At 54.5% G+C, this 25,391-nt stretch carries 28 protein-coding genes, 2 tRNA genes and 3 pseudogenes; 18 read left to right on the top strand and 15 right to left on the bottom strand.

From position 1 onward, the window contains the following. Positions 1 to 29 precede the first annotated feature (29 nt). From Q0N43_RS00235 to Q0N43_RS00245, 3 genes are read left to right on the top strand one after another with little or no spacing between them, the layout of a single operon-like run. A complete protein-coding gene (locus tag Q0N43_RS00235; RefSeq protein ID WP_295440788.1) occupies positions 30 to 554 on the top strand; it encodes a CvpA family protein in 525 nt (174 codons plus the stop codon). Continuing rightward, positions 554 to 985 carry an iron-sulfur cluster assembly scaffold protein gene (locus tag Q0N43_RS00240; protein WP_295440791.1) on the top strand — a complete coding sequence of 144 codons (432 nt, stop codon included), beginning with the start codon at positions 554 to 556 and terminating at the stop codon, positions 983 to 985. Before Q0N43_RS00235 ends, Q0N43_RS00240 begins: the two co-directional genes overlap by 1 nt. Beyond that, positions 985 to 2,772 carry a monovalent cation:proton antiporter-2 (CPA2) family protein gene (locus Q0N43_RS00245; RefSeq protein WP_295440794.1) on the top strand — a complete coding sequence of 596 codons (1,788 nt, stop codon included), beginning with the start codon at positions 985 to 987 and terminating at the stop codon, positions 2,770 to 2,772. The genes Q0N43_RS00240 and Q0N43_RS00245 overlap by 1 nt, the downstream gene beginning before the upstream one ends. Here Q0N43_RS00245 and aroB read toward each other — a convergent pair. Next, a complete protein-coding gene (gene aroB / locus Q0N43_RS00250) occupies positions 2,769 to 3,869 on the bottom strand; it encodes a 3-dehydroquinate synthase (RefSeq protein ID WP_295440797.1) in 1,101 nt (366 codons plus the stop codon). The two genes, Q0N43_RS00245 and aroB, sit on opposite strands and share 4 nt — an antisense overlap. Further along, positions 3,866 to 4,429, bottom strand: coding sequence for a shikimate kinase (locus Q0N43_RS00255; RefSeq protein WP_295441209.1), 564 nt, complete (start codon positions 4,427 to 4,429; stop codon positions 3,866 to 3,868). Before Q0N43_RS00255 ends, aroB begins: the two co-directional genes overlap by 4 nt. Before the next feature lie 252 nt (positions 4,430 to 4,681). Between Q0N43_RS00255 and Q0N43_RS00260 the strand changes: the two genes are divergently transcribed. The 5 genes from Q0N43_RS00260 (at position 4,682) to Q0N43_RS00280 (ending at position 10,451) form a co-directional block, all read left to right on the top strand. Continuing rightward, positions 4,682 to 6,463, top strand: a complete 1,782-nt coding sequence (locus tag Q0N43_RS00260; protein WP_295440800.1) for a hypothetical protein — start codon at positions 4,682 to 4,684, stop codon at positions 6,461 to 6,463. A 30-nt stretch (positions 6,464 to 6,493) separates the two neighbouring features. Then, entirely contained in the window at positions 6,494 to 7,420 is a 927-nt protein-coding gene (locus tag Q0N43_RS00265) for a tyrosine recombinase (protein ID WP_295440802.1), read from the top strand. After that, positions 7,417 to 8,361 carry an acetyl-CoA carboxylase carboxyltransferase subunit alpha gene (locus Q0N43_RS00270; RefSeq protein ID WP_295440805.1) on the top strand — a complete coding sequence of 315 codons (945 nt, stop codon included), beginning with the start codon at positions 7,417 to 7,419 and terminating at the stop codon, positions 8,359 to 8,361. Before Q0N43_RS00265 ends, Q0N43_RS00270 begins: the two co-directional genes overlap by 4 nt. 96 nt (positions 8,362 to 8,457) lie before the next feature. After that, on the top strand, positions 8,458 to 9,957 hold the full coding sequence (locus tag Q0N43_RS00275; RefSeq protein ID WP_295440807.1) for a M48 family metalloprotease: 1,500 nt from the start codon (positions 8,458 to 8,460) through the stop codon (positions 9,955 to 9,957). Between the two features lie 86 nt (positions 9,958 to 10,043). Then, positions 10,044 to 10,451 carry a (deoxy)nucleoside triphosphate pyrophosphohydrolase gene (locus tag Q0N43_RS00280; RefSeq protein ID WP_295440810.1) on the top strand — a complete coding sequence of 136 codons (408 nt, stop codon included), beginning with the start codon at positions 10,044 to 10,046 and terminating at the stop codon, positions 10,449 to 10,451. On the opposite strand, the gene Q0N43_RS00285 is transcribed toward Q0N43_RS00280, so the two are convergent. Beyond that, positions 10,448 to 11,320 carry a methyltransferase domain-containing protein gene (locus tag Q0N43_RS00285; RefSeq protein ID WP_295440813.1) on the bottom strand — a complete coding sequence of 291 codons (873 nt, stop codon included), beginning with the start codon at positions 11,318 to 11,320 and terminating at the stop codon, positions 10,448 to 10,450. The two genes, Q0N43_RS00280 and Q0N43_RS00285, sit on opposite strands and share 4 nt — an antisense overlap. Before the next feature lie 10 nt (positions 11,321 to 11,330). Between Q0N43_RS00285 and Q0N43_RS00290 the strand changes: the two genes are divergently transcribed. The 5 genes from Q0N43_RS00290 to Q0N43_RS00310 all read left to right on the top strand — a co-directional run bounded on the left by Q0N43_RS00290 (position 11,331) and on the right by Q0N43_RS00310 (position 12,959). Continuing rightward, complete coding sequence (locus tag Q0N43_RS00290; RefSeq protein WP_295440816.1) at positions 11,331 to 11,906, top strand: double zinc ribbon domain-containing protein; 576 nt, start codon at positions 11,331 to 11,333, stop codon at positions 11,904 to 11,906. Beyond that, positions 11,903 to 12,058 (top strand): hypothetical protein, encoded by a 156-nt coding sequence (locus tag Q0N43_RS00295; RefSeq protein ID WP_295440819.1) that lies wholly within the window; start codon positions 11,903 to 11,905, stop codon positions 12,056 to 12,058. Before Q0N43_RS00290 ends, Q0N43_RS00295 begins: the two co-directional genes overlap by 4 nt. A gap of 31 nt (positions 12,059 to 12,089) precedes the next feature. Further along, entirely contained in the window at positions 12,090 to 12,362 is a 273-nt protein-coding gene (grxC, locus tag Q0N43_RS00300; RefSeq protein ID WP_295440822.1) for a glutaredoxin 3, read from the top strand. Beyond that, positions 12,359 to 12,847 carry a DUF1178 family protein gene (locus Q0N43_RS00305; protein WP_295440825.1) on the top strand — a complete coding sequence of 163 codons (489 nt, stop codon included), beginning with the start codon at positions 12,359 to 12,361 and terminating at the stop codon, positions 12,845 to 12,847. Before grxC ends, Q0N43_RS00305 begins: the two co-directional genes overlap by 4 nt. Before the next feature lie 35 nt (positions 12,848 to 12,882). Next, a tRNA-Arg gene (locus Q0N43_RS00310) sits at positions 12,883 to 12,959 on the top strand. A gap of 180 nt (positions 12,960 to 13,139) precedes the next feature. Here the strand turns inward: Q0N43_RS00310 and Q0N43_RS00315 are convergent. The 6 genes from Q0N43_RS00315 to Q0N43_RS00340 form a co-directional block, all read right to left on the bottom strand. After that, the gene (locus Q0N43_RS00315) at positions 13,140 to 13,361 is read right to left on the bottom strand and encodes a hypothetical protein (protein ID WP_295440827.1); all 222 of its coding nucleotides are present in this window, start codon (positions 13,359 to 13,361) and stop codon (positions 13,140 to 13,142) included. Positions 13,362 to 13,502: 141 nt separating this feature from the next. Then, complete coding sequence (locus Q0N43_RS00320; protein WP_295440829.1) at positions 13,503 to 14,057, bottom strand: hypothetical protein; 555 nt, start codon at positions 14,055 to 14,057, stop codon at positions 13,503 to 13,505. A 437-nt stretch (positions 14,058 to 14,494) separates the two neighbouring features. Next, on the bottom strand, positions 14,495 to 15,088 hold the full coding sequence (locus Q0N43_RS00325) for a hypothetical protein (protein ID WP_295440832.1): 594 nt from the start codon (positions 15,086 to 15,088) through the stop codon (positions 14,495 to 14,497). Further along, positions 15,085 to 15,306 carry a helix-turn-helix domain-containing protein gene (locus tag Q0N43_RS00330; protein WP_295440835.1) on the bottom strand — a complete coding sequence of 74 codons (222 nt, stop codon included), beginning with the start codon at positions 15,304 to 15,306 and terminating at the stop codon, positions 15,085 to 15,087. Before Q0N43_RS00330 ends, Q0N43_RS00325 begins: the two co-directional genes overlap by 4 nt. Positions 15,307 to 15,413: 107 nt before the next feature. Then, positions 15,414 to 16,436, bottom strand: coding sequence for a hypothetical protein (locus Q0N43_RS00335; protein WP_295440839.1), 1,023 nt, complete (start codon positions 16,434 to 16,436; stop codon positions 15,414 to 15,416). A gap of 123 nt (positions 16,437 to 16,559) precedes the next feature. After that, positions 16,560 to 16,772 carry a hypothetical protein gene (locus tag Q0N43_RS00340; protein WP_295440842.1) on the bottom strand — a complete coding sequence of 71 codons (213 nt, stop codon included), beginning with the start codon at positions 16,770 to 16,772 and terminating at the stop codon, positions 16,560 to 16,562. A gap of 218 nt (positions 16,773 to 16,990) precedes the next feature. Between Q0N43_RS00340 and Q0N43_RS00345 the strand changes: the two are divergent. Continuing rightward, positions 16,991 to 17,663, top strand: a pseudogene (locus Q0N43_RS00345) (gamma-glutamyltransferase). Between the two features lie 164 nt (positions 17,664 to 17,827). Here the strand turns inward: Q0N43_RS00345 and Q0N43_RS00350 are convergent. The 4 genes and pseudogenes from Q0N43_RS00350 to Q0N43_RS00365 all read right to left on the bottom strand — a co-directional run bounded on the left by Q0N43_RS00350 (position 17,828) and on the right by Q0N43_RS00365 (position 19,171). After that, entirely contained in the window at positions 17,828 to 18,091 is a 264-nt protein-coding gene (locus Q0N43_RS00350) for a hypothetical protein (RefSeq protein WP_295440845.1), read from the bottom strand. A 73-nt stretch (positions 18,092 to 18,164) separates the two neighbouring features. Then, a pseudogene (locus Q0N43_RS00355) lies at positions 18,165 to 18,569 on the bottom strand (holin family protein). A 49-nt stretch (positions 18,570 to 18,618) separates the two neighbouring features. Further along, positions 18,619 to 18,960, bottom strand: a pseudogene (locus Q0N43_RS00360) (glycosyl hydrolase 108 family protein). Between the two features lie 134 nt (positions 18,961 to 19,094). Then, positions 19,095 to 19,171 (bottom strand) — tRNA-Pro (locus tag Q0N43_RS00365). A 180-nt stretch (positions 19,172 to 19,351) separates the two neighbouring features. Between Q0N43_RS00365 and yajC the strand changes: the two genes are divergently transcribed. The 3 genes from yajC (at position 19,352) to secF (ending at position 22,339) form a co-directional block, all read left to right on the top strand. Continuing rightward, positions 19,352 to 19,672, top strand: a complete 321-nt coding sequence (yajC, locus tag Q0N43_RS00370; RefSeq protein ID WP_295440848.1) for a preprotein translocase subunit YajC — start codon at positions 19,352 to 19,354, stop codon at positions 19,670 to 19,672. Positions 19,673 to 19,740: 68 nt separating this feature from the next. Next, positions 19,741 to 21,339: a protein translocase subunit SecD gene (secD, locus tag Q0N43_RS00375; RefSeq protein WP_295440851.1), complete on the top strand. Its 1,599-nt coding sequence runs from the start codon at positions 19,741 to 19,743 to the stop codon at positions 21,337 to 21,339. A 10-nt stretch (positions 21,340 to 21,349) separates the two neighbouring features. Beyond that, positions 21,350 to 22,339 (top strand): protein translocase subunit SecF, encoded by a 990-nt coding sequence (secF, locus tag Q0N43_RS00380; protein ID WP_295440853.1) that lies wholly within the window; start codon positions 21,350 to 21,352, stop codon positions 22,337 to 22,339. 3 nt (positions 22,340 to 22,342) lie between these two features. Here the strand turns inward: secF and Q0N43_RS00385 are convergent, their stop codons facing one another. Continuing rightward, positions 22,343 to 22,906 (bottom strand): helix-turn-helix transcriptional regulator, encoded by a 564-nt coding sequence (locus Q0N43_RS00385; RefSeq protein ID WP_295440856.1) that lies wholly within the window; start codon positions 22,904 to 22,906, stop codon positions 22,343 to 22,345. Between the two features lie 88 nt (positions 22,907 to 22,994). Between Q0N43_RS00385 and Q0N43_RS00390 the strand changes: the two genes are divergently transcribed. Continuing rightward, a complete protein-coding gene (locus Q0N43_RS00390) occupies positions 22,995 to 23,492 on the top strand; it encodes a DUF6456 domain-containing protein (RefSeq protein ID WP_295440859.1) in 498 nt (165 codons plus the stop codon). On the opposite strand, the gene Q0N43_RS00395 is transcribed toward Q0N43_RS00390, so the two are convergent. Next, the gene (locus tag Q0N43_RS00395) at positions 23,489 to 25,291 is read right to left on the bottom strand and encodes an ATP-binding cassette domain-containing protein (protein ID WP_295440861.1); all 1,803 of its coding nucleotides are present in this window, start codon (positions 25,289 to 25,291) and stop codon (positions 23,489 to 23,491) included. The genes Q0N43_RS00390 and Q0N43_RS00395 overlap by 4 nt on opposite strands. Positions 25,292 to 25,391 lie beyond the last annotated feature (100 nt).

Raw genomic sequence — 25,391 nt, forward strand, 5'->3', positions numbered from 1 at the left:
TTGAACGGTTTTAAAGGCAACAGGATTAGATGACAGCACTTGATATCATTGTCCTGTTCTTGCTGGGCAGCGGGGCCGCGTTCGGCTTCTTACGCGGCTTTGTGCAAGAGGTTCTGTCGATGATCGCATGGGTGCTGATTATCTTTGCCGTGCGTATGTTCCACGCGCCTGCGACGGCGGCTTTGGCAGAGGCCGTGGGCTCTGACTCCGGCGCTGCTGTGCTTGCCTTTTTAGCGCTTGTCATCGTCATCTTTGCCGTGGGTACATGGATAGCGAAATCGATTGGCGCCAAAACGCGCAAGTCCATACTTGGCCCGATTGACCGTGTGCTTGGTTTTGGCTTTGGTATGCTCAAGGGCCTGATTATCGCGACTCTGGTTTTCCTGCTGTTCGTGATGGCATATGATTTGGTGTATGGCACAGATGAGGGGCCGCCCGAGTGGATGACCGGTTCGCGCACATATCCTTTGCTCAATGCCAGCGGCGACGCCGTGTCGGAATTTGTCCGCGAACAAAGCCGCACTGCCGATAGCGACCCGGAAACGGCAAACTGATGGACTCGGCGCTCTACAATCGGGATATCTTGCGGTTGGCGACGTCTTTGGCCGCTGACAATCGCCTTGCAGAGCCGGATGGCAGTGCCGAAGTGCGTTCGCCCTTGTGCGGCAGCCGCATTCAAGCGGATATTGTGACCGACGCTGACGGCACATTGCGCGGCCTTGCATTGCGGGCCAACGCCTGCGCGCTTGGGCAGGCCTCTGCGGCGATTTTGATGCACCATGCGGTTGGCACAGCTATGACTGAAGTCGCCAAATTGCGCGATGGCGTGGCGCAGGCGTTAAAACGGGAGGGCGATATGCCAAGCTGCTGGCCGGAATTGGCATTGTTGGCAGCGGCAACTGATTATCCTTCGCGCCATGCCGCGATATTATTGCCTTATGACGCGATTCTTGCTGCCGCCGCGCAGGCCAAACAGAACGCCTGATGGAAGAAACATCACACCACCTCGTCGCTGATGTCATGTTAGGCGGGGTGGTGCTGCTCGGCGCGGCGTTGTTGGCGGTGTTGATTTTCAGGCGTCTCGGCCTTGGCGCGGTGCTTGGCTATCTGGTCGCGGGCATTGCTATCGGGCCTGACGGCCTTGCGTTGATTGACGCGCCAGCGACGATATTGGCCTATTCCGAAATCGGCATCATCTTGCTGCTGTTCCTCGTCGGGCTAGAATTGTCACCCAGCCGGCTGTGGCTGTTGCGGCGGGACATACTGCTTTTCGGGCCGTTGCAGGTCATATTGTGCGGGCTTGGCATGTTCGCCGTCATTCATTTCGCAATGCCAAGCTTTAGCTGGCAGGCCGCCTTAGTGCTCGGGCTTCCCTTGGCTTTGTCCTCCACTGCGCAGGTGTTGCCATTGCTGCAATCGCGCGGTCGGATGAAGACTGATTATGGAGAGAAGAGCTTCTCTATCTTGTTGTTTCAGGACATTTCCATTGTTCCCTTGTTGACTATCGTTGCGGCCCTGTCGCGCGCACCGGCGCAGGAGGGCGCGATTGAGGGCTGGTATCTGATGTTTTATGCGGTTCTGGCGATTGTGGTACTGGTGTTGGCCGGACGCTATCTGCTGTCGCCGCTCCTGCGGTTGGTCGGCAAGATTTCAGAGCGCGAATTGTTTATCGTCACTGGCCTATTCACCGTCTGCATCAGCGCCGCGGTAATGCAAGCGATCGGTGTTTCGCCAGCCTTGGGCGCATTTATCGCTGGCGTTATGTTGGCGGAATCCCCTTACCGGCATGAGTTGGAGGCCGATATTGATCCGTTTCGCTCCATTTTACTCGGCCTGTTTTTCCTAGCTGTCGGCATGTTGCTCGACGTCGATGTCATCCTTTCGGAACCCTTTTTCTTGGCGGGTCTGGCGCTGGCGCTGATCACAGTCAAGATCGCCGTCATCTATGCGCTTGGTCGGTGCTTTGGCCTCCAAAACAAGCCGTCCATCATTATGGCGATGCTATTGAGCCAAGGTGGCGAGTTTGCCTTCGTGTTGTTTGCCGCGGCGCAGCAGGCGTTGTTGATTGAACCGGAGGCCGCAAGCCTGTTTGGCGCGGTTGTCACCTTATCCATGGCAACGACGCCGTTCCTGATGATCTTTGCGGGCAAGCTTGCGGCGCGAAAGGTCAGCGGCGAAGTGCAGCTTGATGACCCCGAACTCGCATCACAAGCCAATGTCATTATCGTCGGGCATGGACGTTTCGGGCAACAAGTATCGCAGATCATGCAGGCGGCAGGGCGCTCAGTCACGTTAATTGACATCAACCCGCAGACCATCGACCTCAGCGAGGACTTTGGCTTTAAGGTTTTTTACGGCGATGGCACCCGCGTTGACTTGCTAAAGCGCGCAGGCGGTGAAGACGCGCAGGCGATATTCTTCTGCATTGACGACCGATACATGACCGCAGAATCGCTGATGCCCGTGCGCGAAACATTCCCGCGCACAAAATTGTTCGTGCGCGCGTACGGCCGGGAGCAAGCCTTGTTATTGATGAAAGACAAGGGCATCGACATCATGCGCGAGGTATTTGAATCCTCCATCCGGATGTCTGCCGACGCGTTGAAATATTTCGGTACGGATCGTGAAAAGATTCAAGACATTATCCTGGAGTTCCGGCATCGTGACCGCAGCCGCATGAAAGCGCAGTTCACAACCGGTGATATGCATGCTGGAACCCGCCACAGTTTCGGCGGCGACGATTCAGACGACTTTCTGATTACGGACGATTAAAATTCGCTGTCGAGGAATGCTGCGACGTCGTCCAGCGCGACATCTTTGGACAAAAATGTCTGCCCGATACCGCGGGCGAGCAAGAAGGGCAGCGTGCCCGCGCTCATTTTCTTGTCATGCCGCATATAGTCAACCAAGGCCGCACCTTTGGCGGTGACGCCTGCGTCTGATAGCGTGGTCGGTAGCCCAGCGCGTTGCAGAAGTTGCGTGACCCGTTGCGCATCTTCGGCGGGGCAATGCCCCAACCGCGCCGAATAGCCAAACGCCAAGGCCATGCCGGCGGCGACCGCTTCGCCGTGAAACAGCCGGTCGGAAAAGCCTGTGTCGGCCTCCAGCGCGTGGCCAAAAGTGTGCCCCAGGTTCAACAACGCCCGCGTCCCCGTGCGTTCGGTTTCGTCGGCGGCGACGATCCGCGCCTTGGATTGTACGGACCGGATGATGGCCTGCGCGCGGATATCAGGGTCACCTGCAAAAAAGCTGTCGAGATTATCCGCGCAAAAGTCAAAAAACGCCGCGTCATCGATCAGGCCATATTTCACCACCTCGGCAAAACCCGCCGCGAGTTGGCGGGATGGAAGCGTTAAAAGCAACTCTGGGTCGATCAACACCATCGCCGGTTGATGAAACGCCCCGACCAGATTTTTGCCTGCCGCGCTGTTGATGGCGGTCTTGCCGCCGACACTGCTGTCGACCTGGGCAAGCAGGGTCGTAGGTATCTGGACAAAGGCACACCCGCGTTTGATGATATGCGCGGCAAAGCCAGTAATGTCCCCAACGACGCCGCCGCCCAGCGCGATTATGTGGTCGCTTCGTTCCACATGCTGTTCCAGCAACCAATCCGTCAGCCGTTCCAACTGCACCCAGCTTTTTCCCGCTTCGCCAGCGGGCAGTACGAAATGCGCGCATGACAACCCTGCGTCGCGCAATGTCGATTCAAACTGCGGCAGAACAGCCCGAGCCACATTTTCGTCGGTTACCACCAGCAAACGGCTGTTGCGGGCATAAGGCGTTAAAATAGCGCCGACATCGGCCAGTAACCCGGCGCGGACATGAATGTCATAGGGGCGGTTGGACAGGTCGACGGATATCACGGTCATGCGGAAAGGGCCTTCAATATGTTTTCAACGGTCCGCACATGTGGCGAGGTATCGCTGCGAATATGGAGATTGGCGGCGGCATATATGGGGTTACGCAATTTGCCAAGATCGGTCAGGACCGTAACCGGGTCATTGCCTTGCAACAAAGGGCGGTGGTCGCGCCGCGACACGCGGTCGGCAAGCACTTTGACATCGGCATTAAGCCAGATCGATGTTGCGCGTTCCAAGATGAGTGCGCGGGTATCGTCGTTGACGAAAGCGCCGCCACCAGTTGCAATGACCTTCGGTTCGCCTTCGATGAGCCGGGCAATCACACGACGTTCACCATCCCGAAAATAACCCTCACCAAATCTCGCAAATATTTCCGTGATCGACAGACCCGCTGCCTTTTCAATTTCGTCATCGGAATCGACGAAAGGCGCACCCAGACGGGCGGCAAGCCGTTTTCCAATGCTGGTTTTACCAACGCCCATCATGCCGACAAGCACCACCGGACGGTCAATGACCCATGCGGCCTGCGTGCCAGATTTACGTTTTTTCGGTTCGTGATGTTCAGCCATGACGATATCGCCTATATATCGCCTTGGCGTCAGCCGAAAGCGGTTTGCCGCTTTGCGGATTTTCTTCGTAAGTATAAGATGATAGGCTATCAAAATCAGGATAGCTGCGTAAAATGCGGTTTTTGCGGTTTCTATCGGTTGCCGCAAGGGGCATAGCCTTGCTATTCTCAGCAGAGGGTTGCGGCAATGGCAACGGATGATATGGGGACATACCGCATTGCTGTGCGCAGATATGGAAACAGGTTTGCATCATTGACTGACAAGATTTCAAAAAGCGGCCTTTTGCTTGCCAGCGCTCTGGTCTTGGTGTTTTCTTTGCCTGCGCTGGGGCAGCAGGGGCCTGAATCCCTGCTTCCTGAAGGCTTTGGCGATCCTCCACCCCCGCCGCTGCCCCAAGTAGGCCGACCTGCGCCAAATGCCGCCAAATCACCGGATGGCACCACCGCTGCGGCCCCTTTGACGGGGGACGAAAATGCGACGGAAGAGGAAGGTGAAGAAAAGCCGGAATTGGTCATCCGTTTTGATGTGCCACCTTCTGCGCGAAAGTCTTTGGACGATATCGGGATTTTATCGCAAGCATCAGGCGGATTTCCGGCGGACTCTTATGGTACGCTGGATGGTGCTTTCCTCAGCCAGATATTAGAGCGGACGTCGGGGCCGATTGCCTCACGCTGGGCTACTATCATGGCGCGGCGCTTACTTGCCAGCCGCACCAACACGCCAGATGGTGTCAAAGGCGCGGATTGGACAGCGGAGCGCGCGTGGTTGTTGCTGCGGATGGGCGACTCGGTCGTGGCGCGTAATTTAGTTCAGCAGGTTGATGGCGCAGCGTACACAAAACGGCTCCATGAGGTCGCGATGCAGGCCTATTTGGCCAATGGCGATTTAGCGGGCATGTGCCCACTGACCGAAAGCGGTGTGCGCCTTGTAAACAATGGCCGCTGGAAAATGACGCGCGCCATCTGTGCGTCGCTGGCGGGTGAGCAAGGCAGCGCGATGGCATTTATCAATCAGGGCCGCTATCAGGGATGGGTGCGCGGCGTCGATTATTTTCTGGCTGAAAAAGCGGTTGGGGCGGGAATTAACGGGCGGCGTTCGGTGAAAATCGAATGGGAAAATGTGGAGGGTATGAACCCTTGGCGCTTCGGTCTTTCGGCTGCTGTGGGCCTTGAACCCCCGGAAAGCCTATTTGCCGACACGGGGCGTCAGGTCGACGGTTGGCGGGTGCAGTTGCCTATGTTTACGCCGACGATCCGGGCCCAATATGCGCCCGGTGCTGCCGCGCTTGGTATATTGTCGAACCGGAACATGGTAGATCTTTATGCGCAGGTCCTTGATGATCCGGATGCGCCCGACGCCGTGCGGTCACGGGCCGAAAGCCTTGGATATGCGTATACCGCATCAGGTGCAGATGCCAAGGTAGCGGCTATGACGTCTTTATGGACCACGGCGGCCGCTGGCGCAGATTATCAGGGTTCATTGGTGATGACGGCGCGGGCGGCTGCGCTGATTACGCCGAGCGATGATCATCAGGCAGAGGCTGACCGGCTGATTGCCTCCATGCTGACGGCAGGGCTTGACCGCTTCGCTGCGCGATGGATTGACGTTGTGGCGGATGGATCGCTGGGTTGGGCGCTTGTGACGTTGGCGGCTCCGGGGCGGGTAACGGCCGCGGATTATGGCAGCCTTGACGATTTTTTCGAGAATGATGGCAGCACCGACGGACATAAATCACGGCTATTGCTCGCCGGCTTGTCCGGGCTTGGCCGTATTGAAACTGATGCGGGCACAGACTTTGCAGGCGATCTCAAAATCAATATTTTCCGGCAAACCGCATGGTCAAAGGCGATTGCCGCCGCGGCCAAACGTGGCGAGCAGGGCACGGTCGCATTGATGGCGATGGCGGCATTGCAGGCGCCTTCATGGTCGTTGGTTCCCGCCAATCATCTTTATTATATCGTCCGTTCATTGCGTCAGGTCGGTTTGGAGGCCGAAGCACGGATGATTGCGGCTGAAGCTGTCACTTTTGCCTGACAATATGGCAATCACGATCGTTAGCCAGCAATGAGCTTATCCGATCCTGATCTGATTGCGCGTTTTCTGGAGATGTTGGCGGCAGAGCAGGGTGTCGCGAAGAACACGCTTTTGGCGTACCAAAGCGACTTGATGTCGGCATCCGGCCTTTTGCACAGCCAACTGGCAGTGGCAGGGCCTGACGCGCTCGTTGAACTGGCGCGCCAATGGCGAGACCTTGCCAACAGCTCGGTCGCGCGCAAGGCATCGGCATTGCGGCGTTTTTTTGCCTTTCTGCATGAAGAGGGATTTCGCGCCGATAATCCGTCGGCAGCGCTCCCAAAGCCCGCGCAGATGCGGCCTTTGCCCAAAATTCTGGATAAAGAGGAAGTCGACACCTTGTTCGCGGTCATTGAAGCAAAGCTTGCGCAGGCGCATCCAGTGCCAAGTGATTACCGGCTGTCGGCGCTTATTGAACTTCTGTACGGTTCTGGTCTGCGTGCGACCGAATTGGTCGCCCTGCCGCGAAATGCGGTTGTGTCTGATAGGCCGTTCATCATAATCAATGGCAAAGGTGACAAGGAACGATTAATCCCCATTTCCAATCGTGCACGCCACGCAGTCAGTGCTTGGTTGGACTTCGTTCCTGAAAAGTCGCGTTTTCTCTTTCCGTCGCGCGGGTTGCATATCAGCCGTATTCGCCTGTTCCAGATAATCAAGGACCTTGCCGCGCATTCGGGGCTGGATCCGGCGAAGGTTAGTCCGCATGTCCTGCGGCATGCCTTTGCCACGCATCTGTTGGCAGGCGGCGCTAATTTGCGGGCGTTGCAGTCCATGCTGGGGCATGCAGACATCGCAACGACGCAGATTTACACGCATGTCGACAGCAGCAAGCTCGTCGAACTGGTAAATCGGCGTCATCCATTGGCAACGCGCACATTGACCCGTCGCACCTCAGGCTCTAACCCGCATGTATGATGGTATATCTCGACTTTGAAAAGCCGGTTGCTGCGCTCGAAGCGCGCATCCTTGAATTGCAAGATGCCGCGCGTGATAGCGACGTTGATGCGGGCGCCGAAATCGCCAAATTGCGCGACAAGGCAGACAAGCAGCTGAAGGAAACTTATGCCAATCTGACGGCGTGGCAGAAAACGCAGGTTGCACGGCACCCGGAACGCCCGCATTTCAAACATTATATCGAGGCGATGTTTGAAGACTTCATGCCCTTGGCAGGGGACCGCGCCTTTGGCGATGACCAAGCGATCATTGGCGGTCTTGCCCGCCTGAATGGCCGCCGCATAATGGTCATTGGGCATGAAAAGGGCGATGATACGCAAAGCCGCCTGCGCCATAATTTTGGCATGGGCAAGCCCGAGGGCTATCGCAAAGCCATTCGCTTGATGGAACTTGCGGATCGGTTCGGTATCCCGGTGGTGAGCCTGGTCGATACGTCGGGCGCGTTTCCGGGTATTCAGGCCGAAGAACGCGGGCAGGCAGAGGCGATTGCCCGTTCAACCGAAAAATGCCTTGCGCTTGGCGTGCCGATGATTGCGTGCATCGTGGGCGAGGGTGGATCCGGTGGTGCTGTTGCACTTGCGGCTGCCGACCGCATATTGATGTTTCAATATGCCGTGTATTCGGTGATATCGCCCGAAGGTTGCGCATCCATTTTGTGGCGCACCGGCGACAAGGCGGCGGACGCAGCGCAAGCCATGAAGATGACGGCAGACGACCTGAAAGCGCTGCGCATCATTGACCGGATTGTTCCAGAGCCCGTTGGTGGCGCACATCGCGACCATGGCATGGCGGCAGCAGCGCTTGCGACCGCCATAGACGAGGAGTTGAATGCATTGTCAGGGTTCTCGTCCAAAGAACTGCTTCAACAGCGTCGCGCAAAATTCTTATCCATGGGCGCCTAAGTTTTTCTTGGCATAGAAAGTTGACGCGCTTTACAATGTCGACGCGTCGCAACATAGTTGGCTAAATGGCGTTCTGTGTATTTAGGCAGGGATTTTATGCGCTTTTCAAAGACATTTCTTGTTACGGGCGCCGCAATTTTCGGATTGGCAAATGTTGGCGGTCCTATTCCCGCCGAAGCACAATCCCGAACTACGGCTCGCGCTGTTCCCAAGCCCTTTACCGCCCAAGAAAAGAATGAAGGCGCAAAATATCACGCAGAAATTTTGAAAGAGTTTGGCGGACCGATGCAAAGTCCGCAGACTGCCTATGTCGTCCGGATCGGCCAAAACATTGCCATGCAGTCGAGGCTTGGAAACGCGCAAAGCGATTTTAACGTCACATTGCTGAATTCGTCGGTGAATAATGCGTTCGCGTTGCCGGGGGGGTATGTTTATATCACGCGCCAATTGGTCGCCTTGACCAATAATGAAGCCGAAATGGCAGGCGTTCTTGGCCATGAGATCGGGCACACAGCAGCACGGCACAGTGAAAAGCGCAGAAACAACGCTACGCTTGCTGGCCTTTTGGGGATGGGCGGTAGCATATTAGGGGCAGTGCTGGGTAACTCGGGCGGTTGGCTCGGCGCTCTAGGCGGCGGGTTACAGCAATACGCAGGTCCATTGGCGCAGGTCTTCACGCTAAAATATTCACGCACGCAAGAAGAGGAAGCAGATGAATACGGCATCCGTTATCTCAGCACAGCGGGATATGATCCAAGCGCATTGGCATCGATGCTCAATTCATTGGCGTTGCAGACCAGCGTGGATGCGCGCGTGGCCGGCTTGGCCAATAACCGGGTCCCGGAGTGGGCAAGCACCCACCCCGATCCTGCCCGCCGCGTCTCGCGCGCAGTATCTCGGTCGAAAAGCTATCCCGCCAGCACCTTCCGCAATGCTGACGCCCATTTGGCGGCCATTGATGGCATGTTATACGGCGATGACCCCGCGCAAGGTGTGGTCGAAGGGCAAGATTTCTTACATCCGCAACTGAAGATGAAGTTCACCGCGCCGTCTGGCTTTGGCATGCAAAACGCCAGTGATGCGGTGACCATTAACGGGAATAATGGAAAAGCGATATTCGCCGGCGGCGCGTTTGATGGCAACCGCAGCAGCTATGTGGCCAACGCGCTTAAGGCAGTATCGGGGGAGAGCGCCGCGATTCCCGCAGGCGAAATACGCCGGACAACCGTGAATGATATCCCCGCTTTTTACACTAATGCCATCGTCAATACGCAGCAGGGGCAACGCGTCGTTTCGGTGTTTGCGTATGAATGGGCGCCGAGCATGGCCTATCATTTTGTGACGATCACGGCCAGCAACGCGCACCCGTTTGACCGCATGTTTGCAAGCATGTCGCGTCTGACCCCTTTGCAAGCCGCCACCGTAAAACCACGCAAGCTGCGTGTGGTGACAGCCGGGCCGCGGGATAGCGTCGCAACACTCGCCGCGCGCATGGCGTACCCATCGCTACAAAATGAACGTTTTAGGGCGCTAAACGGATTGTCATCCAATGCCGCCATTCGCGCTGGCCAGAAGCTGAAGATCGTGACGTACTGAACGAAAAAGAGGCGCGACGCATTCCCAGTTGCGAGGCGCATCAAAATCCCACACAGCCCATCAAAACCCTGCGATGTGGTGAGAATATGGAAAATAGTACGACGATATTGTTCGTGGTTGCCGCCGCGTTGACCAACGAGAGGGGCGAAATTTTGCTTCAAAAGCGTCCTATGGATACCCAAATGGGCGGTTTATGGGAGTTTCCGGGGGGTAAATTGGATCCCGGCGAATCCCCTGAAATAGCTCTTGTCCGGGAACTTGAGGAGGAGCTTGGTATCATCGTTGCAGCGCAGGATTTGGTGCCCGAAACCTTTGCCAGCGAACCATTGGGCGACCGAAATCTCTTACTTCTACTCTATCGTTGCACCACATGGTCGGGTACGCCCAGCGCGATCTACGCGTCCGATATCCAATGGACTTTGCCGCAAGATATGACGGATTTGCCGATGCCGCCCGCGGATTATCCTCTGGTCCGCAAGTTGCAGGGTATCTAGCCCGCCAGGTCCTTGGACAATATGTCCGAGAGCGAAACCTGCCCGCTGCCTCTTTTGGCGGGTCGGGGTTGGTTTTCGGACGGTGCCCATCCGCTTAAATAGATATGGGAAAAGCTCTCTGTAACCTTAGCTTGGGCATCGGCACGGGCGGCAAACGCATGTTCCAGCCGTGTGGCCACGTCTTTGCCCAGATAATTGCGCGGTCCGGCAAGCGCATTGCCAACGCCAGCGTCGCGTATATCGGACACAATCGAGCGCCAGTCACCATAACGCACAGCGCAAATGTCCTGATCCGCGACAGGCAAAGTGAATCCAGCGCGCACGATGAGGTCTGCGGCGCTGCGTAAGTCAATCTGCGGGTGGATATGCGGGGTCACACGATCGGCATCCGCCTCCAGCAACATCGCCTTCAACGCGCCCAACGTGCCAGCGCCGAACATATGGCCAAGGAACAATCCATCGGGCCGCAAGATATGGCGGATTTGAATAAGCGCACCGGGCAAGTCGTTGACGCTATCCAGCGTTCCTGCCGAAATCACCAGGTCAAAGCTGCCGGGCGTGAAGGGCAGGTGGTCTTCCTCCAACACAACTGGCGCATCGCTCCCTGCCTCTAATACCGCTACTTTATCGCGGAGAGGGGCAAGGGTGCAGGGGACATTTGGCGGCAAAATTTGCCTCTGCCATCGTCCGATGGGCCCGATGATGAGGGCATGTTCGAACGTGCGCGTAACCGCAGACAGTCGCTCTGCCATATCTTGCGCGATATGTTGCCACAGGAAATCATCCTTCGAACGCCCAGCGGCCCGCGCGCGCAGGGCATGACGGCGGCGGCGGTCAAAAATTTCCGGGGGGTTCAGTTGATTGTTCATTTGCGCCCTTGTGCAGACCCAATCTTTGTCCGACAAGTCCGATATGGCAAAGGGCGGCCACATTTTCTACATGATGTTGAATTGGGTATTGCCCGAACGCTGCCCCTGTTGCGGCACGATTACCGCAGCGGGCCGTTCGTTCTGCCTCTCCTGCTGGCAAAAGTTGGAATTTCTGGGGCCGCGTTGGTGTCGGGGATGCGCAGTCCCCTTTGACTTTGACCGTGGCGCGGACGCGTATTGCGCCTCTTGCATTGCCCACCCGCCCAGACATGACGGCATCCGCGCCGTCGTGATTGCGCAGCAATTGCTGCGCCATTTGCCGGACGATACGGGCCAAGTTATCATTACGCCCGTGCCATTGCATTGGACACGGATTTGGTTACGCAGCTTCAACCAGTCGGCGCTGATCGGCAAACATCTCGCGGCCTCAACCGGCATCGCCTTTGTGCCTGATATATTATTACGGCATAAGCGCACGCCGAGCATGCGCGGCTTGGACCACAAACGGCGCAGACAGGCCGTAGGTAGCGCCTTTGCCCTGCATCCGAAATATAAGGGCAAATTAAAAGGGCGCAAATCATCTTGATCGACGACGTCCTGACCACGGGTGCAACGAGCGATGGCTGCGTCGCGGTGCTCAAACGTGACGGTGCAGACTGGGTACAGATTTTCTGCTGGGCGCGTGCCTTGCGCGGCGGCGTGCTGCAATCTGACGCGCCAATATTGTTCGACGCTTGACTTGCATCGCTGGGATCACCATTTCCGTTTTATGACCGCAAATATTGAAATCTACACCAAATTCGGCTGCCCTTATTGCGTGCGCGCCAAACATCTTTTGGATAGCAAAGGCGTTACATATACCGAATATGACGTCACGATGGGCGGCGCAAAGCGCGCTGAGATGGTCGCACGTGCGCCGGGCGCCTGCACCGTGCCGCAGATTTTCATCAATGACGTCGCGGTTGGCGGGTCGGATGATTTGCGCGCGCTCGATACCCAAGGAAAGCTGGATAGCTTGCTGGGAGCCAGCGGCGCGCAATGATCACATTTGACCTGAACTGTAGCAACGGGCATCAGTTCGAAGGCTGGTTTGCGTCGTCTGCCGATTTTGATGCGCAGAAATCTAGCGGTCTGCTTGCTTGCCCTGCGTGCAATGATGGCATCGTGCAAAAGGCGCTGTCGGTGCCTAATGTTCCGCGCAAGGGCAACCAACGGCCAGCCCTTTTGCCTTCAGTGACCCCTGACGCAGCCGAAACAAGCGTTGACGCACCCGCAACTGCCGTCCTGCCCTCGGCGATGGCGGAGTTGGTTCAAAAATTAGCCCGTGCGCAATCCGAAATGCTGGATAAATCGCAATGGGTGGGCGGCAACTTCGCCGAAACCGCGCGCGCCATATATTATGGCGAAGAACCTGATCGCCTCATCCACGGCGAAACCAGCAGTGATGAGGCAAAGGCGTTGGTTGAAGAAGGCGTTGGCCTTGTGCCTTTGTTATTTCCGGTCGTCCCACCCTCTGCAAAAAATTGACCGTCCGATTGCGCGCAGCTATGACTGTGGGCGTTGCACCCATAGCTCAGCAGGATAGAGCATCAGATTCCTAATCTGGGGGCCACTGGTTCGAATCCAGTTGGGTGCACCATATACTTCGATGATTTAGCCGTATTTTGTAATTCTCCGTATTGGAATTTAATAAAATGTAGGCACTATGTAAGCACTGAAAAGGAATGTGCTTACATCTCAGTCAATGTGAAACAACGGATTCCTGAAGCCTCATACATGCCAGAATAGGACACACCGTCTGTGATCAGAACATTTGGTTCTACTGTTCTTCAAATCGGCCAATCTGTAATTTATAGAGTACCTCCCAGACTTCGGCATATATGGCAGCTCGGGCATAGCCCTGCCGTGAAGCAACTTCATTTTTGAAATTGTCATAGTCTACATCGGCAGTCAGCTTGGACATTGCTGCCATAACGACTTCTCTATCAGCGGTAGCTCGGTAGCGGTAATCGCTATCCTCACTTGCTAGAACTTCAGACATGTCGGGCAAGTAGGCTCTCAGATTTTCTAAGTCTGTACGGGCTCTTGCTCTGATGGTTAGTGTATCGTCTGGCTTGTTCCATGGCTTCTGAACAATGCTAAAAAACCCAATTTTCGTGATGATCCACATATGATGATCCGTTCAGTGAACCGTTGAATCTGAAGCACCATCAGATGACGCTTCATTAGCATCATCGTCTGTGCCTTCTGGCAATTCCTGCAAAACGCCGTCTGCAATTCCTTCGTGCAGCACATCTTCGAAGATGGACGAAAATTTCTGGCATAACGTCAGCACATGCGGAGGCAACAGCCCCACATTATAGGGATGCGTGTAGTGACCATAAAATCTACCAAGCTTGGCATTGTATGAGAACTGAAGCATGATTTTCTGAGTGTTTGCTTGGTTCACAAAACGCAGAATTTGGAGTTCGTCCACATCGTGAACAATGTCCCAATATGTGTAAATGACCAGCAGCTTGCGTTTTTCATCAAGGCCCAACCAGAAGTTAATCGGGTAGGTCGTCACATACAGCCCACCATTGTCGTAATGTTCTAGCGCACCATTATCGAGTATCGTTATAATTGTGGCTTCATTGATATTTTGAGGTTCGAGAATTTTGGTTTTCAAAGGCATCTCCATGAATTGAAGGTGTGAAGGCAGTCTGCGCAGCACTATGCTGGCAATTGTTGCTTTCATGAATGGTGTGCGATGATTTTCGTGCGCCAACTGATGGCGCTGGCAGTGGTGTTAGAAGACGAAAATCATGATTGTATTATACCACAAGATTTGGTGGTTTTCCAGATGGGGTAGAGGAGTGAAGTATGCCTATCCGCAAAGCAGATATTCAGGTTCAAGACCCTCACTCAGGATATTGGAAGACCGTTTTGGGCGGAGATTTCCAAGAACAAGGGATAAGCCAAGTTTTAGCCAACCATAAGCGGACCAACCCGAATTGCCGTGTCAGGGCAATTGACCGTTTCACTAAGACGCTAATTGACCTTCAGTGATTTTTTCACAAAAAATTGGACCAACTTGAGGGGATCAGGTCAAGTGCGTTTTTCAGGATTTTAGACATGGCAAGGCATTGCCCGACGAGCACGTCGAGGCTTTGCCTTGCTATGTCTGCTTTGGTTTTAGTTGCTGCAGGCTGTTAGTTCGGTATCATCATCAATGACGATTTCCAAGCCAAGCTTGGAAGCTACCGCAAGAAACGATTTCAGTTTTTGCTCAAATTCTTCCATGGACATGGAGAAGTTTAGCAAGCTGGAGCCGTTGCAAGGAACAAACATCTCTAATGAAATGATATGTCCGTCCTTATCACAGAAAGATAAGGCTTTGCACCATTCGTCATTAATCAGTTTGCTTAGATTTCGTTCTACAAATTCATGTGTGTGACCGTAGGGGTTTTCAACGCCCAAGTTAGCACTGATCTTTATATTCCCGCAGCATTCACACGCTTCTATGGCGATGAATTCTGGAGAACGCTCCAAGATCAGGCATTTCCAGTCGAACGATGTATGACCTATGCCTTCTTTTGTTAGCGTTGACGAAATATGATCCAGAACAACTTCGGGCAAATTTGATAAATTTGTTTTATCGAATAAAACATAGTTTGTATTGTAAATGGGCATATTTATTTCCTTTTTATTTTTAAAATTTCCTTCGTTTTTTATGATTGCGGGTTGTTTAGTTATTCCAGCTTGTGCCGCTGTATTGGCAGTGTTCATAGCGCACCCCCAAATTTCAATGCTGCATCGGCAATTTTGGTAGATGCAAATGTATGTTCGTTCGTCCAGCGATCGACATCATTCGCAGCGTAGCGAACGTTGCGTTGGATCTTGATGAATTTGGGGCCAATGCCTTGCAAACGCCACTTCTCAAGTGTGTTTTCATTGACCGCAAACATCTCCGCTAGCTGCTTCGGGGTTATTAGATTTTGTGCCATATTTTTCTCCTGTTGATGCGGTCCTTGCCGCTGGCAGGAGTGGATTTAGGGCAACTCAAAACCACGAAAAAGAGCCCCAAAATATGGGTCTTCGTTTATTTTTGGGGCTATTTTGGGGGAGCTAACCGAGGAGCCTTGGCAGCCTTGAATTCACGGCGAATGGTGTTCTCGATGGTTTTGCGCGTTGGCTGGTCCGCCATCGGATAATGTATCTGAAACCACTCGGTTAGGTGACGACTTTCTTCGCTTAACGTCTCGTTCAATTCATCGGATTTGTCTCGACGACGAAATTCAGCCAGATAAAGTGATTTCCCTTTAGTTGGCCGTCCAGCAGCGCCAGTTCTCATCTGATGCTGCAACCTTACGGCCTCTTGAGCCAATGGCAGCGTAGGGTCGGGGATTGGATAAAACTGAAATACGTGTTTCTTGAGAAAAAGCGGGGCTTCTTTGCCATCTGAATCCCGATAACTTACACACCCTTTTTCAATATCGTAGTTCAAAATTGACAGATTTTCTTGGTTTAGAGATTTTGATCTGGAAAACCTACGAAGCTGATCCCACGAAAATCCAAGACAATGGCAAGATTGCCACTTCGGTTTTTGAGCCATCTCGTGATCTGACATGCGGCATTTATTAGAACTTATATACGCAAGCATACCTATATATTGATTTACTTCTCCTCTATGCTGCTTCTTTTTGGAGAGACCCACAACGTAGATGTCCTGTGTGGCAATCCATGCAAGAGCTTCTGTTTCGTTCCAGGTAGGATTTAGGTCAGAGTCCGCAATCCATCCTTCGGGCTGTTTGGTGATCCAAATCTCTCTGACCTGCGAAAAATTGACTTGCGGTCCTGTTTCTTGATCCATCAGCCATTCTAAAAGCTCATTGGCAGGGGCATCTTGGGACAGAGCCTCAGCCAATTCACCAAACCATTCCCGGACATTGCCTTCAGAGCCTTTAGCCCATGCAACGGGGGGTGGTTTCCCAATCAGCTCAAAAGCGAATGCCGAGTTCGACGAGATTTCTCGAAGAATCCTGACACGTGCTTTATCGTACCCACCTTCACAAGGACCGAACTCCTTCACGGCTACCTCAAGAGCAACCAACGGTGAGGAAGTGGTGGTTGGCATCTGCATGTCACCTCAGGATTATATCCCAATATGCATAACCTGTTTAGTCGTACAATATCAACCTGCCAGCAACCTTTCGCAGTGCTGTGCCCATTTTTCAAGAGCTTCCCGCTTTTCCTCCTTCTAGTCGTGCTGCTGATAGACACCTGCAACACCAGCACGGCTCATGCCCGAAATATGGTTGAGGGTGGCTTCGGTAACTTCGAACCGAACACCAAGTATCTGGAAACTCGTTGCCATCGTGCGCCGAAGATCGTGGATACGCCAATCGGCAATCTCAATCGTTTCAGCCCCTGTTCCGGCTGCTGAGGCTTGTTCCTTGGCAATCTTGAGCATGGCGGCATCGAGCAACTTCTTCGCCCTCGAGCAACCACTGATGGGTGTTTTTCCGGTAGTCGTAAAAACCAACCCCTTCGCTGGCCATGTCAAATTCCTCTGCTCATCACAGCCCAAGAGACGGTCTAAAATCGTAATCGCCGCTGATCTGCCCCCTTCTGGGAGATACCGATTTCGTAACCGCACCGGTCCAAGGGTTCATTTCAAAAGCCTATGCCCTGTCACGCGCCGCTCGTATCGACCCAGGCAAGGCCAAACCCGCCGCGCAAATGGGCGTGGGTGACCCTTTCAAACATGAAAGCCCGTCTACCACCCATTTTCGGTGGCTGACGCGCAGGGCAATGTAGTGTCAACGACCTACACCTTGGGCGCCGATTTCGGTTCAGGCGTGATGATCGCCGGAACGGGCGTGCTGCTCAACAATCAGATGAATAACTTCTCGCACGCACAGGCTGCCAAAGCGCTGCGGGAAGGCTTACCATCACCGCCCAATGCGATGGCGCCGGCTAAACGAATGATTTCGACGATGATGCCGACAATTGTCATGAAAATGGAAATCCTTGGCTCGTCACCGGAACGCCCGGGGGGAGCACGATCATCAATACGGTCATGCAAGTGATCGTCAACGTCGTCGATTTCAACCTCAATGTTGAAGAGGCCACCCATCAGCCGCGAATCTATCAGGGCACCAGCGATAAGTTGCGGGTTGAGCCAAATTTCAATCCCGATACGGTCAACATCCTGAAATCCATGGGCCACACCATCACCTCCGACGAAACAATGGTTAGCGCCCAATCCATCATGATCGACAACGGTCTTTTCTTAGGCGCTGCAGACCCTCGATGCCCCGGCGCGCAGGCCATTCCGCCCGAACGGAGGCAATCGCGCTGACGGGCCAAATGCAGGGGGCGATGTGAACAACGGTTTGTGGCTGGATGGCGCCTCGCTTGGAAGCTGTTGCTGCGATATGACAGCAGCGACCAATATACCGACATGAAAAAGCCCGCCGCTGCGCAAAGGCAGGGCGGGCTCACATTCTATGCAATAAGTGCCGATTATTCGGCGGCTTTCTGCATGTCTTTACCAGCTTCTTCAACAGCAGCGCCAGCTTCGGCAGCTGCGTCAGCGGCGGCCTCGGCGGTTGCGTCGGCTGCATCTTCCGTAGCAGTCATTGCGTTTTCGGCGCCGGCTTCCATAGCTTCGCCAGTTGCGTCGGCGGCTTCGGCGGTTTCTTCAGCAGCCTTTTCACCGGCTTCGCCACATGCGGTAAGTGATGCTGCAAAGGCAAGAGCAGCAACAGTTGCGACTAATTTCTTCATCTCGGTTCTCCTAAGTCCCTATAACCCCTTTCGGGTATGTAGAGGCGTAACGGATGTTGCTGGCTTTAAGCAACTATTTTTCCAGCCCACGTGAAATAACCCATTGGCGGGCGACGGTGTAGCCGAGATAGCCAGTGCCAAACAACGCATATAAAGGCTATGGCAAGCCGTTGAGATAGGCGTTCATGCCACGCGCGATATTGGCCGCGGCCTCTGGCTCAACGGCGGCGATCAACCCCATCGGGATCGCCCACAAGAGCATGGCATACATGACATATAGAAAGCTTGGCCGCGCACGGCTTGTCCATGGGTCTGCGGATTGCGCCTCCGCCAAGACGGCGGACAATTGGGTGCGCAAGGCATCCATCTCCTGACTGCCTTGCAGCTTGATCAGTTCTAGCTTTGCCGCATCCCGGGCTTTCGGGTCGGGAATGATTTTGTCGATCTGGCCGGTAATCGGCCCAATGATATCTTCAATGAGTTACATGGCATGCTCCTATGTAAAATTAACCAATACGGCTTGTTATCTAGCCATATAGAAACGCCTCTTGCGCAGGGCGTGCTTCGGCCAAGCGGACATAATGCGCGCGTTGCAATAACCCGATTGCTGTGCTGGTGCCCATATTGACGCCAGTGTCAAATAACTCTTCTGCCAAGATCGGTTCGATTTGTGCCACTTTATCGAAGGCAGGCGTGCGCCAATATTGCTTTTTGTAAATCAACGCTGCCACGTTGCGCGGCAAATTTTCCATCTGCCCCATCTAACCATGTCGACGGGCGACTGATTGCGTAATGACCCAGCGCGTTGGCCCACCTTTGTGGGCGGGATGATCGACAAAACCGCCCTCGCGCGCAATCAGGCCGTCGATATGTCCCGCATCGCCATATCCTCATTTTCACGCATTAAATAACCAAATAGGTTTTTGTATGAAAGTAAAATATGCCGAATACACGAACTGCGCGCGTTTGCGCGTCGTTGAACTATCATTTTTATTGGAAAAATTGGTCGGGACGACAGGATTCGAACCTGCGACCCCCACACCCCCAGTGTGATGCGCTACCAGGCTGCGCTACGTCCCGACCGCCATTGACCTCGCCGAGGTCAATGGAAGGGCGCGTATATGGCGCTGGTTTTTGAAAAGCAAGCGCGCTGTCGACGCTTTGACGTTGCGTCAGCAGGGTGCAGGTGATAATCGCGCCCGATTAGTTCGAGACTGCGCTGCATGTTGGCGCGCGATTTCATTAGGGTGAGGTTTTTTCATGGCGTTTGTTATCTTAGGTGCCGCCGCTGGTGGTGGTTCTGCATTTTTCGTGCAGTTGTTTCCACTCCTGCTGATCTTTGTCGTATTTTACTTCTTCCTCATCCGTCCTCAGCAAAAGCGGGCGAAGGAGCATGAGGCAAAAATCGCGGCGGTACAAAAGAATGACGATGTCGTCACCGCTGGTGGCCTGATGGGCAAAGTGACTAAGGTTGCTGACGATCATGTCGAAGTTGAAATTGCTCCAAACGTTCGGGTGAAAGCGGTCAAGTCAACCATCGCCAATGTGCAGCCGCGCAATGCCAAAGCCGCGAATGATTAACCGTCGGGGTTGAACGGCTTTGCCGCTCGCCCCAGATATTGCCTTCATAGTTCGCTCGGAACCCATCTATGCTTGATTTTCCACGTTGGCGCATATGGATGCTCAACATTGTGCTGATTGTCGGGATAGCCTTTGCTATTCCAAGCTTGTTGCCATCGCAAATGCGCGCGCAGCTTGCGCAATTTGTGCCCACATCCACTATCAATCTGGGTCTCGATCTTGCTGGTGGTAGTCATATCTTGCTTGAGGCGGACACGTCGCAATTATCAGAGGCCCGGCTTGAAGCGTTGGAGGACAGTGTCCGTAATGCTATGCGCCGTGCCAATCCGCAAATTGCGATCGCTGATGTCTCGCGCAGTCAAGGTCAATTAAGCTTTAACGTCACCGACATATCAAAGGTTGATGCTGCTCGTGAAGTTATTTTGCCGCTCATCAGCAATAGTTTGGGTGCGCGGGATTGGAATCTCGGCGTAAACATCGGCAACCGAATTATTCTGTCACCGGCAAGCTCTGGCGATGAAACTGCGCTTGACCAAGCGATGGACACGGCCAAGGACGTCATTGACCGCCGGATTAACGCGCTTGGCACGCTTGAGCCGACGATCATTCGTCAAGGTCAGAACCGCATCGTTGTTCAGGTTCCGGGATTGGATGATCCAGAGGCGTTGAAGGCGCTGATCGGTAAAACCGCAAAGCTTGAATTCAAGCTGGTTGATGAACAGGCTGATCCCGACCAAACCGCGCAGGGCAAGGCCCGTGTTGGTAGCCAAGTTCTGCCCTATCCCGACAATCCCACTGGTCTGCCGAACATCGCCGTGCGCCGCTTGGGCGGTATATCCGGGGACAAATTGGTCAAGGCCGACCCGACATTTGACTCGCAGACCAATGAGCCTGCCGTCACCATCCAGTTCGATTCCGAGGGCGGTCAAAGATTTGCCCGCATGACTCAGCAAAATGTGAACAAATTGTTCGCGATTGTGCTCGATGGCCAAGTCATCTCCGCGCCGCAAATTCGGGAACCGATCTTTGGCGGCGTATCGCAGATTTCGGGCAGCTTTACGACCGAAAGTGCCAATGCGCTCTCGATCTCGCTCCGCTCTGGCGCATTGCCGGTTGACCTGACGATTGTTGAGGAACGTTCAGTTGGGCCCGACCTTGGTGCGGACTCCATCCGCCGTGGGGTTTTGGCTGCGGTCATTGGTACAACCGCCATTCTTGTGCTCATGTTCCTCGTTTACGGACGCTTTGGCATGTATGCCAATGTTGCTTTGGTCATCAACGTGTTGATGATTTTGGGCGTTATGTCCTTTGCCAATGCGACATTGACCTTGCCGGGAATTGCGGGCTTTGTCCTGACGATTGGCGCGGCGGTTGACGCAAACGTTTTGATTAACGAGCGTATCCGTGAGGAGTTGAAGCGAGGCAGGCGCGTCGTGCAGGCGATTGAAGTTGGTTACAAAGAGGCAAGCCGCGCGATTTTCGATGCGAACAGCACCAACGTCATCGCGGCGGTTTTGCTCTTCATTTTCGGGTCGGGACCCATTCGCGGATTTGCCGTGGTTTTGATGATCGGGATTGTGACCTCGGTTTTCACCGCAGTGACCATCACCCGCATGTGGGTCTCACTCTGGGTGAAGCGCACGCGTCCCACTGAATTGACGATTTGAGGATATTGATATGAAACTGCTCAAACTCGTTCGTGATGACACAAATATCGACTTTCTCAAATGGCGCGTTTGGGCTTTTGCCATAAGCTTGCTTCTGATGGCGGCATCCATTGGCTTGGTCGCGACCAAGGGCCTCAATTTCGGTGTCGATTTCATCGGCGGCCAAATGATCCGCGCAACCTTTACGCAAAGCGCCACGGCGCCTGTGACCGAATTACGCGAGACGGTGGGCAGTCTTGGCTATGGCGACCCGACAATTCAGCGCTTCGGCGCTGAAAACCAAGTGTCGATCCGCATGAAACTGCCAGAAGGCGCGGACAAGAATCCGGAACTGGCCAATGCGATGGCGGAGAAAATCACCAGCAGTTTGAAGGTCGGTCATCCCGATGTACGGATTGACGGGGTAGACTCTGTCTCCGGCAAGGTTTCGGAGGAGTTGTTCAGCAAGGGAATATTGGCACTTCTGGCCGCAATGGCCGGTATTTCGATCTATATCTGGTTCCGTTTCGAATGGCAGTTCGGTGTCGGCGCGATCTGGTCGCTGGTCCACGATGTAACGCTTACCTTCGGGCTATTTGCGCTGACGGGGTGGGAGTTTGATCTGAACATCATTGCCGCGTTGCTGACCATCATCGGCTATTCCTTGAACGACACCGTCGTGATTTACGACCGCATCCGCGAAAACCTGATGAAGTTCCGAAAAATGGAAATGGCCTCGCTGTTAAACCTGTCGGTCAATGAAACCTTGTCCCGGACGGTGATGACCAGCGTATCGATTTCGCTGCCGCTGATCGTGCTGGTGCTGTTTGGACCGGACGTCATCTTTGGTTTCAGCATGGCAATGGCATTTGGTATTGTCGTGGGGACCTATTCATCCATCTATCAGGCAGCGCCGATCCTGATTTGGTTCAAGGTTGGATCACATAGCTTCGTCCCGACCGACGAAGTCACGGGTTCTAAGGCCGAACGGATAGACGCAGACTTCGGCGCACAGCCTTAACGGCTATAACTTGCGGACGAGCCGGACGGCTTTGGCAATCCAGGCTGGTTCGGTCACGACCTTTTGACGTGCGCCGGCCTCAAGAGGCAGAAGGTGGAGCTTGCTGACATCACGGCCAAGCAAGCGGCCAAAGATGAACCGTCCGCCCGGTCGTGGCACAAGGACATCCAAATTCAGCGCAGACGCAAAATCGTCCGGTTGTAGCTGTTCAAGCCATAATTCATCGCCACGTCGATATTCGCCCATTGCCGCTGCAATCCGAAGCCCGACCATGCTGCCACCGACATTGGGAACCATGATGCGCTCCTCTTGTGTTGGGGCATAAGTTCCATCCTCATGCAGCACCGCCGCGACGGGCAGAAATTGTTGGTCAGGCAAAGCGACAAGATCGCTGGAATCGACGCCCAATGCTTCCGCAATACGGTTAATCCAGATGAGCGACAGCACGCGCATGCCGGTTTCGAGGCGGCCGATAGTTTGTGCCGTTGTTGGTGGATTGCAGCGTTCGGCTACATCGGCAAGTGTCAGGCCCTTGGCCCTTCGAACATCGCGAATTCGACTTTGCATGGAACACTCCATTACCAAATAGGTTTTTTCTTTCCTACAATATTTACCACATGGCAAGGGTGTTTCGATGAGTCAAAGGAGATTATCGATGCCCGCCAAATGCCATTCGAACCGAAAATTTTACGACCGACGCATGTTGGTCGAAAACCCAGTGGCGGAAAGTCCCGCTAGCCGGCGCACTGTGACGATTAACCTATCGGAATCGCCACTGTCGTGGTTGCACGCGCGCGGCTATTTGTCGAACCGACAAATGTTGGCCGGAGAGATATTGCGCGGGGATTATGAAGCCGCCGCACTTGGACCGCATGTGACTATGTCGTGGGAGAATATCCCGCGTAGCCGTCAAAAACGCGGCGCGCCATCGGGGCTGAACCGAACGGAACGGATGATTCAGGCCAAAAGCCGCTTTGACGGCGCGCTGACCGCGCTTGGCCCCGATTTGTCGGATATTGCGTGGCGAGTGATTTGTATTGGGGAAAGTGTGCCTGCTGGGGAACGCGAGATGTCGTGGCCCGTGCGGTCGGGAAAACTCGTACTAAAAATCGCGCTAGATCGGCTAGCTGCCTTCTACCGCATTACCGGCTAGGATGTGGGATCCTCGACCATCATCGCGAGTTCGAGCCAGCGTTCCTCTGCCGCATCCTTTTCGGCGCGCAGGCCTTCGGTCTTGCTGGTCAGTTCGGCAAAGCGCGCTGGCTTTTGCGTGTACAAAGCCGGGTCGCTCATTTCCATCTCCATCGCAGCAATCTCGACATCAATGTCTGTGATCCGCTTTGGCAGGAGGTCATAGTCGCGCTGCTCTTTGTAGGTTAGCTTGACCGTCTTTAGTGCTGATGGGGCCGCAGAGGCAGGTTCGGTCGAACCGGTTTTTTCGCTCTTCTTGGCGGCGGGCTTGTCTCGCTTGTCGCGTTTTTCTTCCCAATCGGCATATCCGCCGGCGATGATATCGACATGCCCAGACCCATCCAGACCAAGCGTCAAATTGACCGTCCGGTCGAGAAAATCGCGGTCATGGCTGACAATCAAAACCGTGCCGTCATAATCCGCGATAACCTCTTGCAGCAGATCAAGCGTTTCTAGATCAAGGTCGTTGGTTGGTTCGTCCAACACCAGCAAATTGGCTTCACGGGCAAATTCCCGGGCCAGCAAAATGCGCGATTGCTCGCCGCCGGACAAGGAACCGATGCGCGCCTCAATCAACGCGGGGTCGAACAGGAATTCCTTAAGATAACCCTGTACATGCTTGCGCACGCCGCGCACATCGATCCAGTCGCTGCCATCGGCCAACACATCGCGCACGCGCTTTTCGGGCGTCAGCAGTTTGCGTTGCTGGTCAATGAAGATGCCCGTCAAGGTTGGTGACAGCGTTATGTTGCCCGTGTCGGGTTCGGTCTCGCCCGTTAGCATACGGATAAGCGTTGTTTTGCCGGTGCCATTTGCGCCGACAATGCCGATGCGGTCGCCGCGTTGAATGCGCAGCGTGAAATCCTTGATGATCGTCCGGTCGCCAAAACTTTTGCCGACATTCTGCGCGCTGATGACCGTTTTGGTTTTGCTGTCGTCGCTTGAAGCGGCGAGCTTTGCTGTGCCTTGCGGGCCAATCATCGCGGCCCGCGCGGCACGCATTTCCCAGAGCTTGGCCAACCGGCCCTGGTTTCGCTTGCGCCGCGCCGTAACGCCGCGTTCCAGCCAATGCGCCTCAATCTTCAACTTGGCATCCAGACGGTCTGCATTGCGCGCATCTTCGGCAAACACGCGTTCAGTCCAAGCGTCATAGCCACCAAAGCCGATTTCATTGCGGCGCAGCAGCCCGCGATCCAGCCAGAATGTCTGTCGCGTCAAGCGCGTTAGAAACGTCCGGTCATGGCTGATCACCATGAATGCGCCGCGATAGCGCGTCAGCCATTCCTCTAGCCATTCAATCGCGGCAAGGTCAAGATGGTTGGTCGGTTCGTCCAGCAGCAGCAGGTCAGGCTCGCTTGCCAGTGCCCGGCAAATCGAGGCGCGTCGCTTTTCTCCGCCGCTTGCGGTCTTTGCCTCACGCTCCAGATTGATACCCAATTGGTCGGCAATCGCGCGCACCGCATATTCGGGCGGGCCTTTTTCACCATGAATGGCAAAATCGATAAGCCGGTCGAAGGCGCTGACGTCGGGGTCTTGCTCAAGCATCACGATGTTGGTGCCGGGTACGAGGACGCGGTTGCCCTTGTCAGCTTCGACTGTTCCTGCCACCAGCTTCATCAATGTCGTTTTTCCGGCCCCATTGCGACCGATGAGCGCCAACCGGTCGCGCGCGCCGATGAACAAATCCATATCCTGAAACAGCCAGCCGCCACCTTGTTGGAGGCTGAGTTTTTCGAACGCGAAGATAGGAGGTTGCGACATGTCGGCTGGCGGATAGGGGGTAGCAACGGTAGGGGCAAGCCAGATTGTCTATCCACCGTTTATTGTCAGTCCCGCCAAAGCCGCAATGACAATGTGGATG

Source organism: Sphingorhabdus sp. EL138 (assembly GCF_945882965.1).
Taxonomy (GTDB): Bacteria; Pseudomonadota; Alphaproteobacteria; order Sphingomonadales; family Sphingomonadaceae; genus Sphingorhabdus_B.

Coding starts and splice junctions, on each gene's coding strand:
- secD (WP_295440851.1), top strand. CDS start 19,741: ATGCTTGATTTTCCACGTTGGCGCATATGGATGCTCAACATTGTGCTG.
- Q0N43_RS00350 (WP_295440845.1), bottom strand. CDS start 18,091: ATGAAGAAATTAGTCGCAACTGTTGCTGCTCTTGCCTTTGCAGCATCA.
- Q0N43_RS00305 (WP_295440825.1), top strand. CDS start 12,359: ATGATCACATTTGACCTGAACTGTAGCAACGGGCATCAGTTCGAAGGC.
- Q0N43_RS00325 (WP_295440832.1), bottom strand. CDS start 15,088: ATGAACACTGCCAATACAGCGGCACAAGCTGGAATAACTAAACAACCC.
- Q0N43_RS00335 (WP_295440839.1), bottom strand. CDS start 16,436: ATGCCAACCACCACTTCCTCACCGTTGGTTGCTCTTGAGGTAGCCGTG.
- Q0N43_RS00315 (WP_295440827.1), bottom strand. CDS start 13,361: ATGTCTGAAGTTCTAGCAAGTGAGGATAGCGATTACCGCTACCGAGCT.
- yajC (WP_295440848.1), top strand. CDS start 19,352: ATGGCGTTTGTTATCTTAGGTGCCGCCGCTGGTGGTGGTTCTGCATTT.
- Q0N43_RS00330 (WP_295440835.1), bottom strand. CDS start 15,306: ATGGCACAAAATCTAATAACCCCGAAGCAGCTAGCGGAGATGTTTGCG.
- Q0N43_RS00265 (WP_295440802.1), top strand. CDS start 6,494: ATGAGCTTATCCGATCCTGATCTGATTGCGCGTTTTCTGGAGATGTTG.
- Q0N43_RS00390 (WP_295440859.1), top strand. CDS start 22,995: ATGCCCGCCAAATGCCATTCGAACCGAAAATTTTACGACCGACGCATG.
- grxC (WP_295440822.1), top strand. CDS start 12,090: ATGACCGCAAATATTGAAATCTACACCAAATTCGGCTGCCCTTATTGC.
- Q0N43_RS00385 (WP_295440856.1), bottom strand. CDS start 22,906: ATGCAAAGTCGAATTCGCGATGTTCGAAGGGCCAAGGGCCTGACACTT.
- Q0N43_RS00270 (WP_295440805.1), top strand. CDS start 7,417: ATGATGGTATATCTCGACTTTGAAAAGCCGGTTGCTGCGCTCGAAGCG.
- secF (WP_295440853.1), top strand. CDS start 21,350: ATGAAACTGCTCAAACTCGTTCGTGATGACACAAATATCGACTTTCTC.
- Q0N43_RS00320 (WP_295440829.1), bottom strand. CDS start 14,057: ATGAAAGCAACAATTGCCAGCATAGTGCTGCGCAGACTGCCTTCACAC.
- Q0N43_RS00255 (WP_295441209.1), bottom strand. CDS start 4,429: ATGGCTGAACATCACGAACCGAAAAAACGTAAATCTGGCACGCAGGCC.
- aroB (WP_295440797.1), bottom strand. CDS start 3,869: ATGACCGTGATATCCGTCGACCTGTCCAACCGCCCCTATGACATTCAT.
- Q0N43_RS00340 (WP_295440842.1), bottom strand. CDS start 16,772: ATGCTCAAGATTGCCAAGGAACAAGCCTCAGCAGCCGGAACAGGGGCT.
- Q0N43_RS00245 (WP_295440794.1), top strand. CDS start 985: ATGGAAGAAACATCACACCACCTCGTCGCTGATGTCATGTTAGGCGGG.
- Q0N43_RS00395 (WP_295440861.1), bottom strand. CDS start 25,291: ATGTCGCAACCTCCTATCTTCGCGTTCGAAAAACTCAGCCTCCAACAA.
- Q0N43_RS00285 (WP_295440813.1), bottom strand. CDS start 11,320: ATGAACAATCAACTGAACCCCCCGGAAATTTTTGACCGCCGCCGCCGT.
- Q0N43_RS00275 (WP_295440807.1), top strand. CDS start 8,458: ATGCGCTTTTCAAAGACATTTCTTGTTACGGGCGCCGCAATTTTCGGA.
- Q0N43_RS00235 (WP_295440788.1), top strand. CDS start 30: ATGACAGCACTTGATATCATTGTCCTGTTCTTGCTGGGCAGCGGGGCC.
- Q0N43_RS00280 (WP_295440810.1), top strand. CDS start 10,044: ATGGAAAATAGTACGACGATATTGTTCGTGGTTGCCGCCGCGTTGACC.
- Q0N43_RS00240 (WP_295440791.1), top strand. CDS start 554: ATGGACTCGGCGCTCTACAATCGGGATATCTTGCGGTTGGCGACGTCT.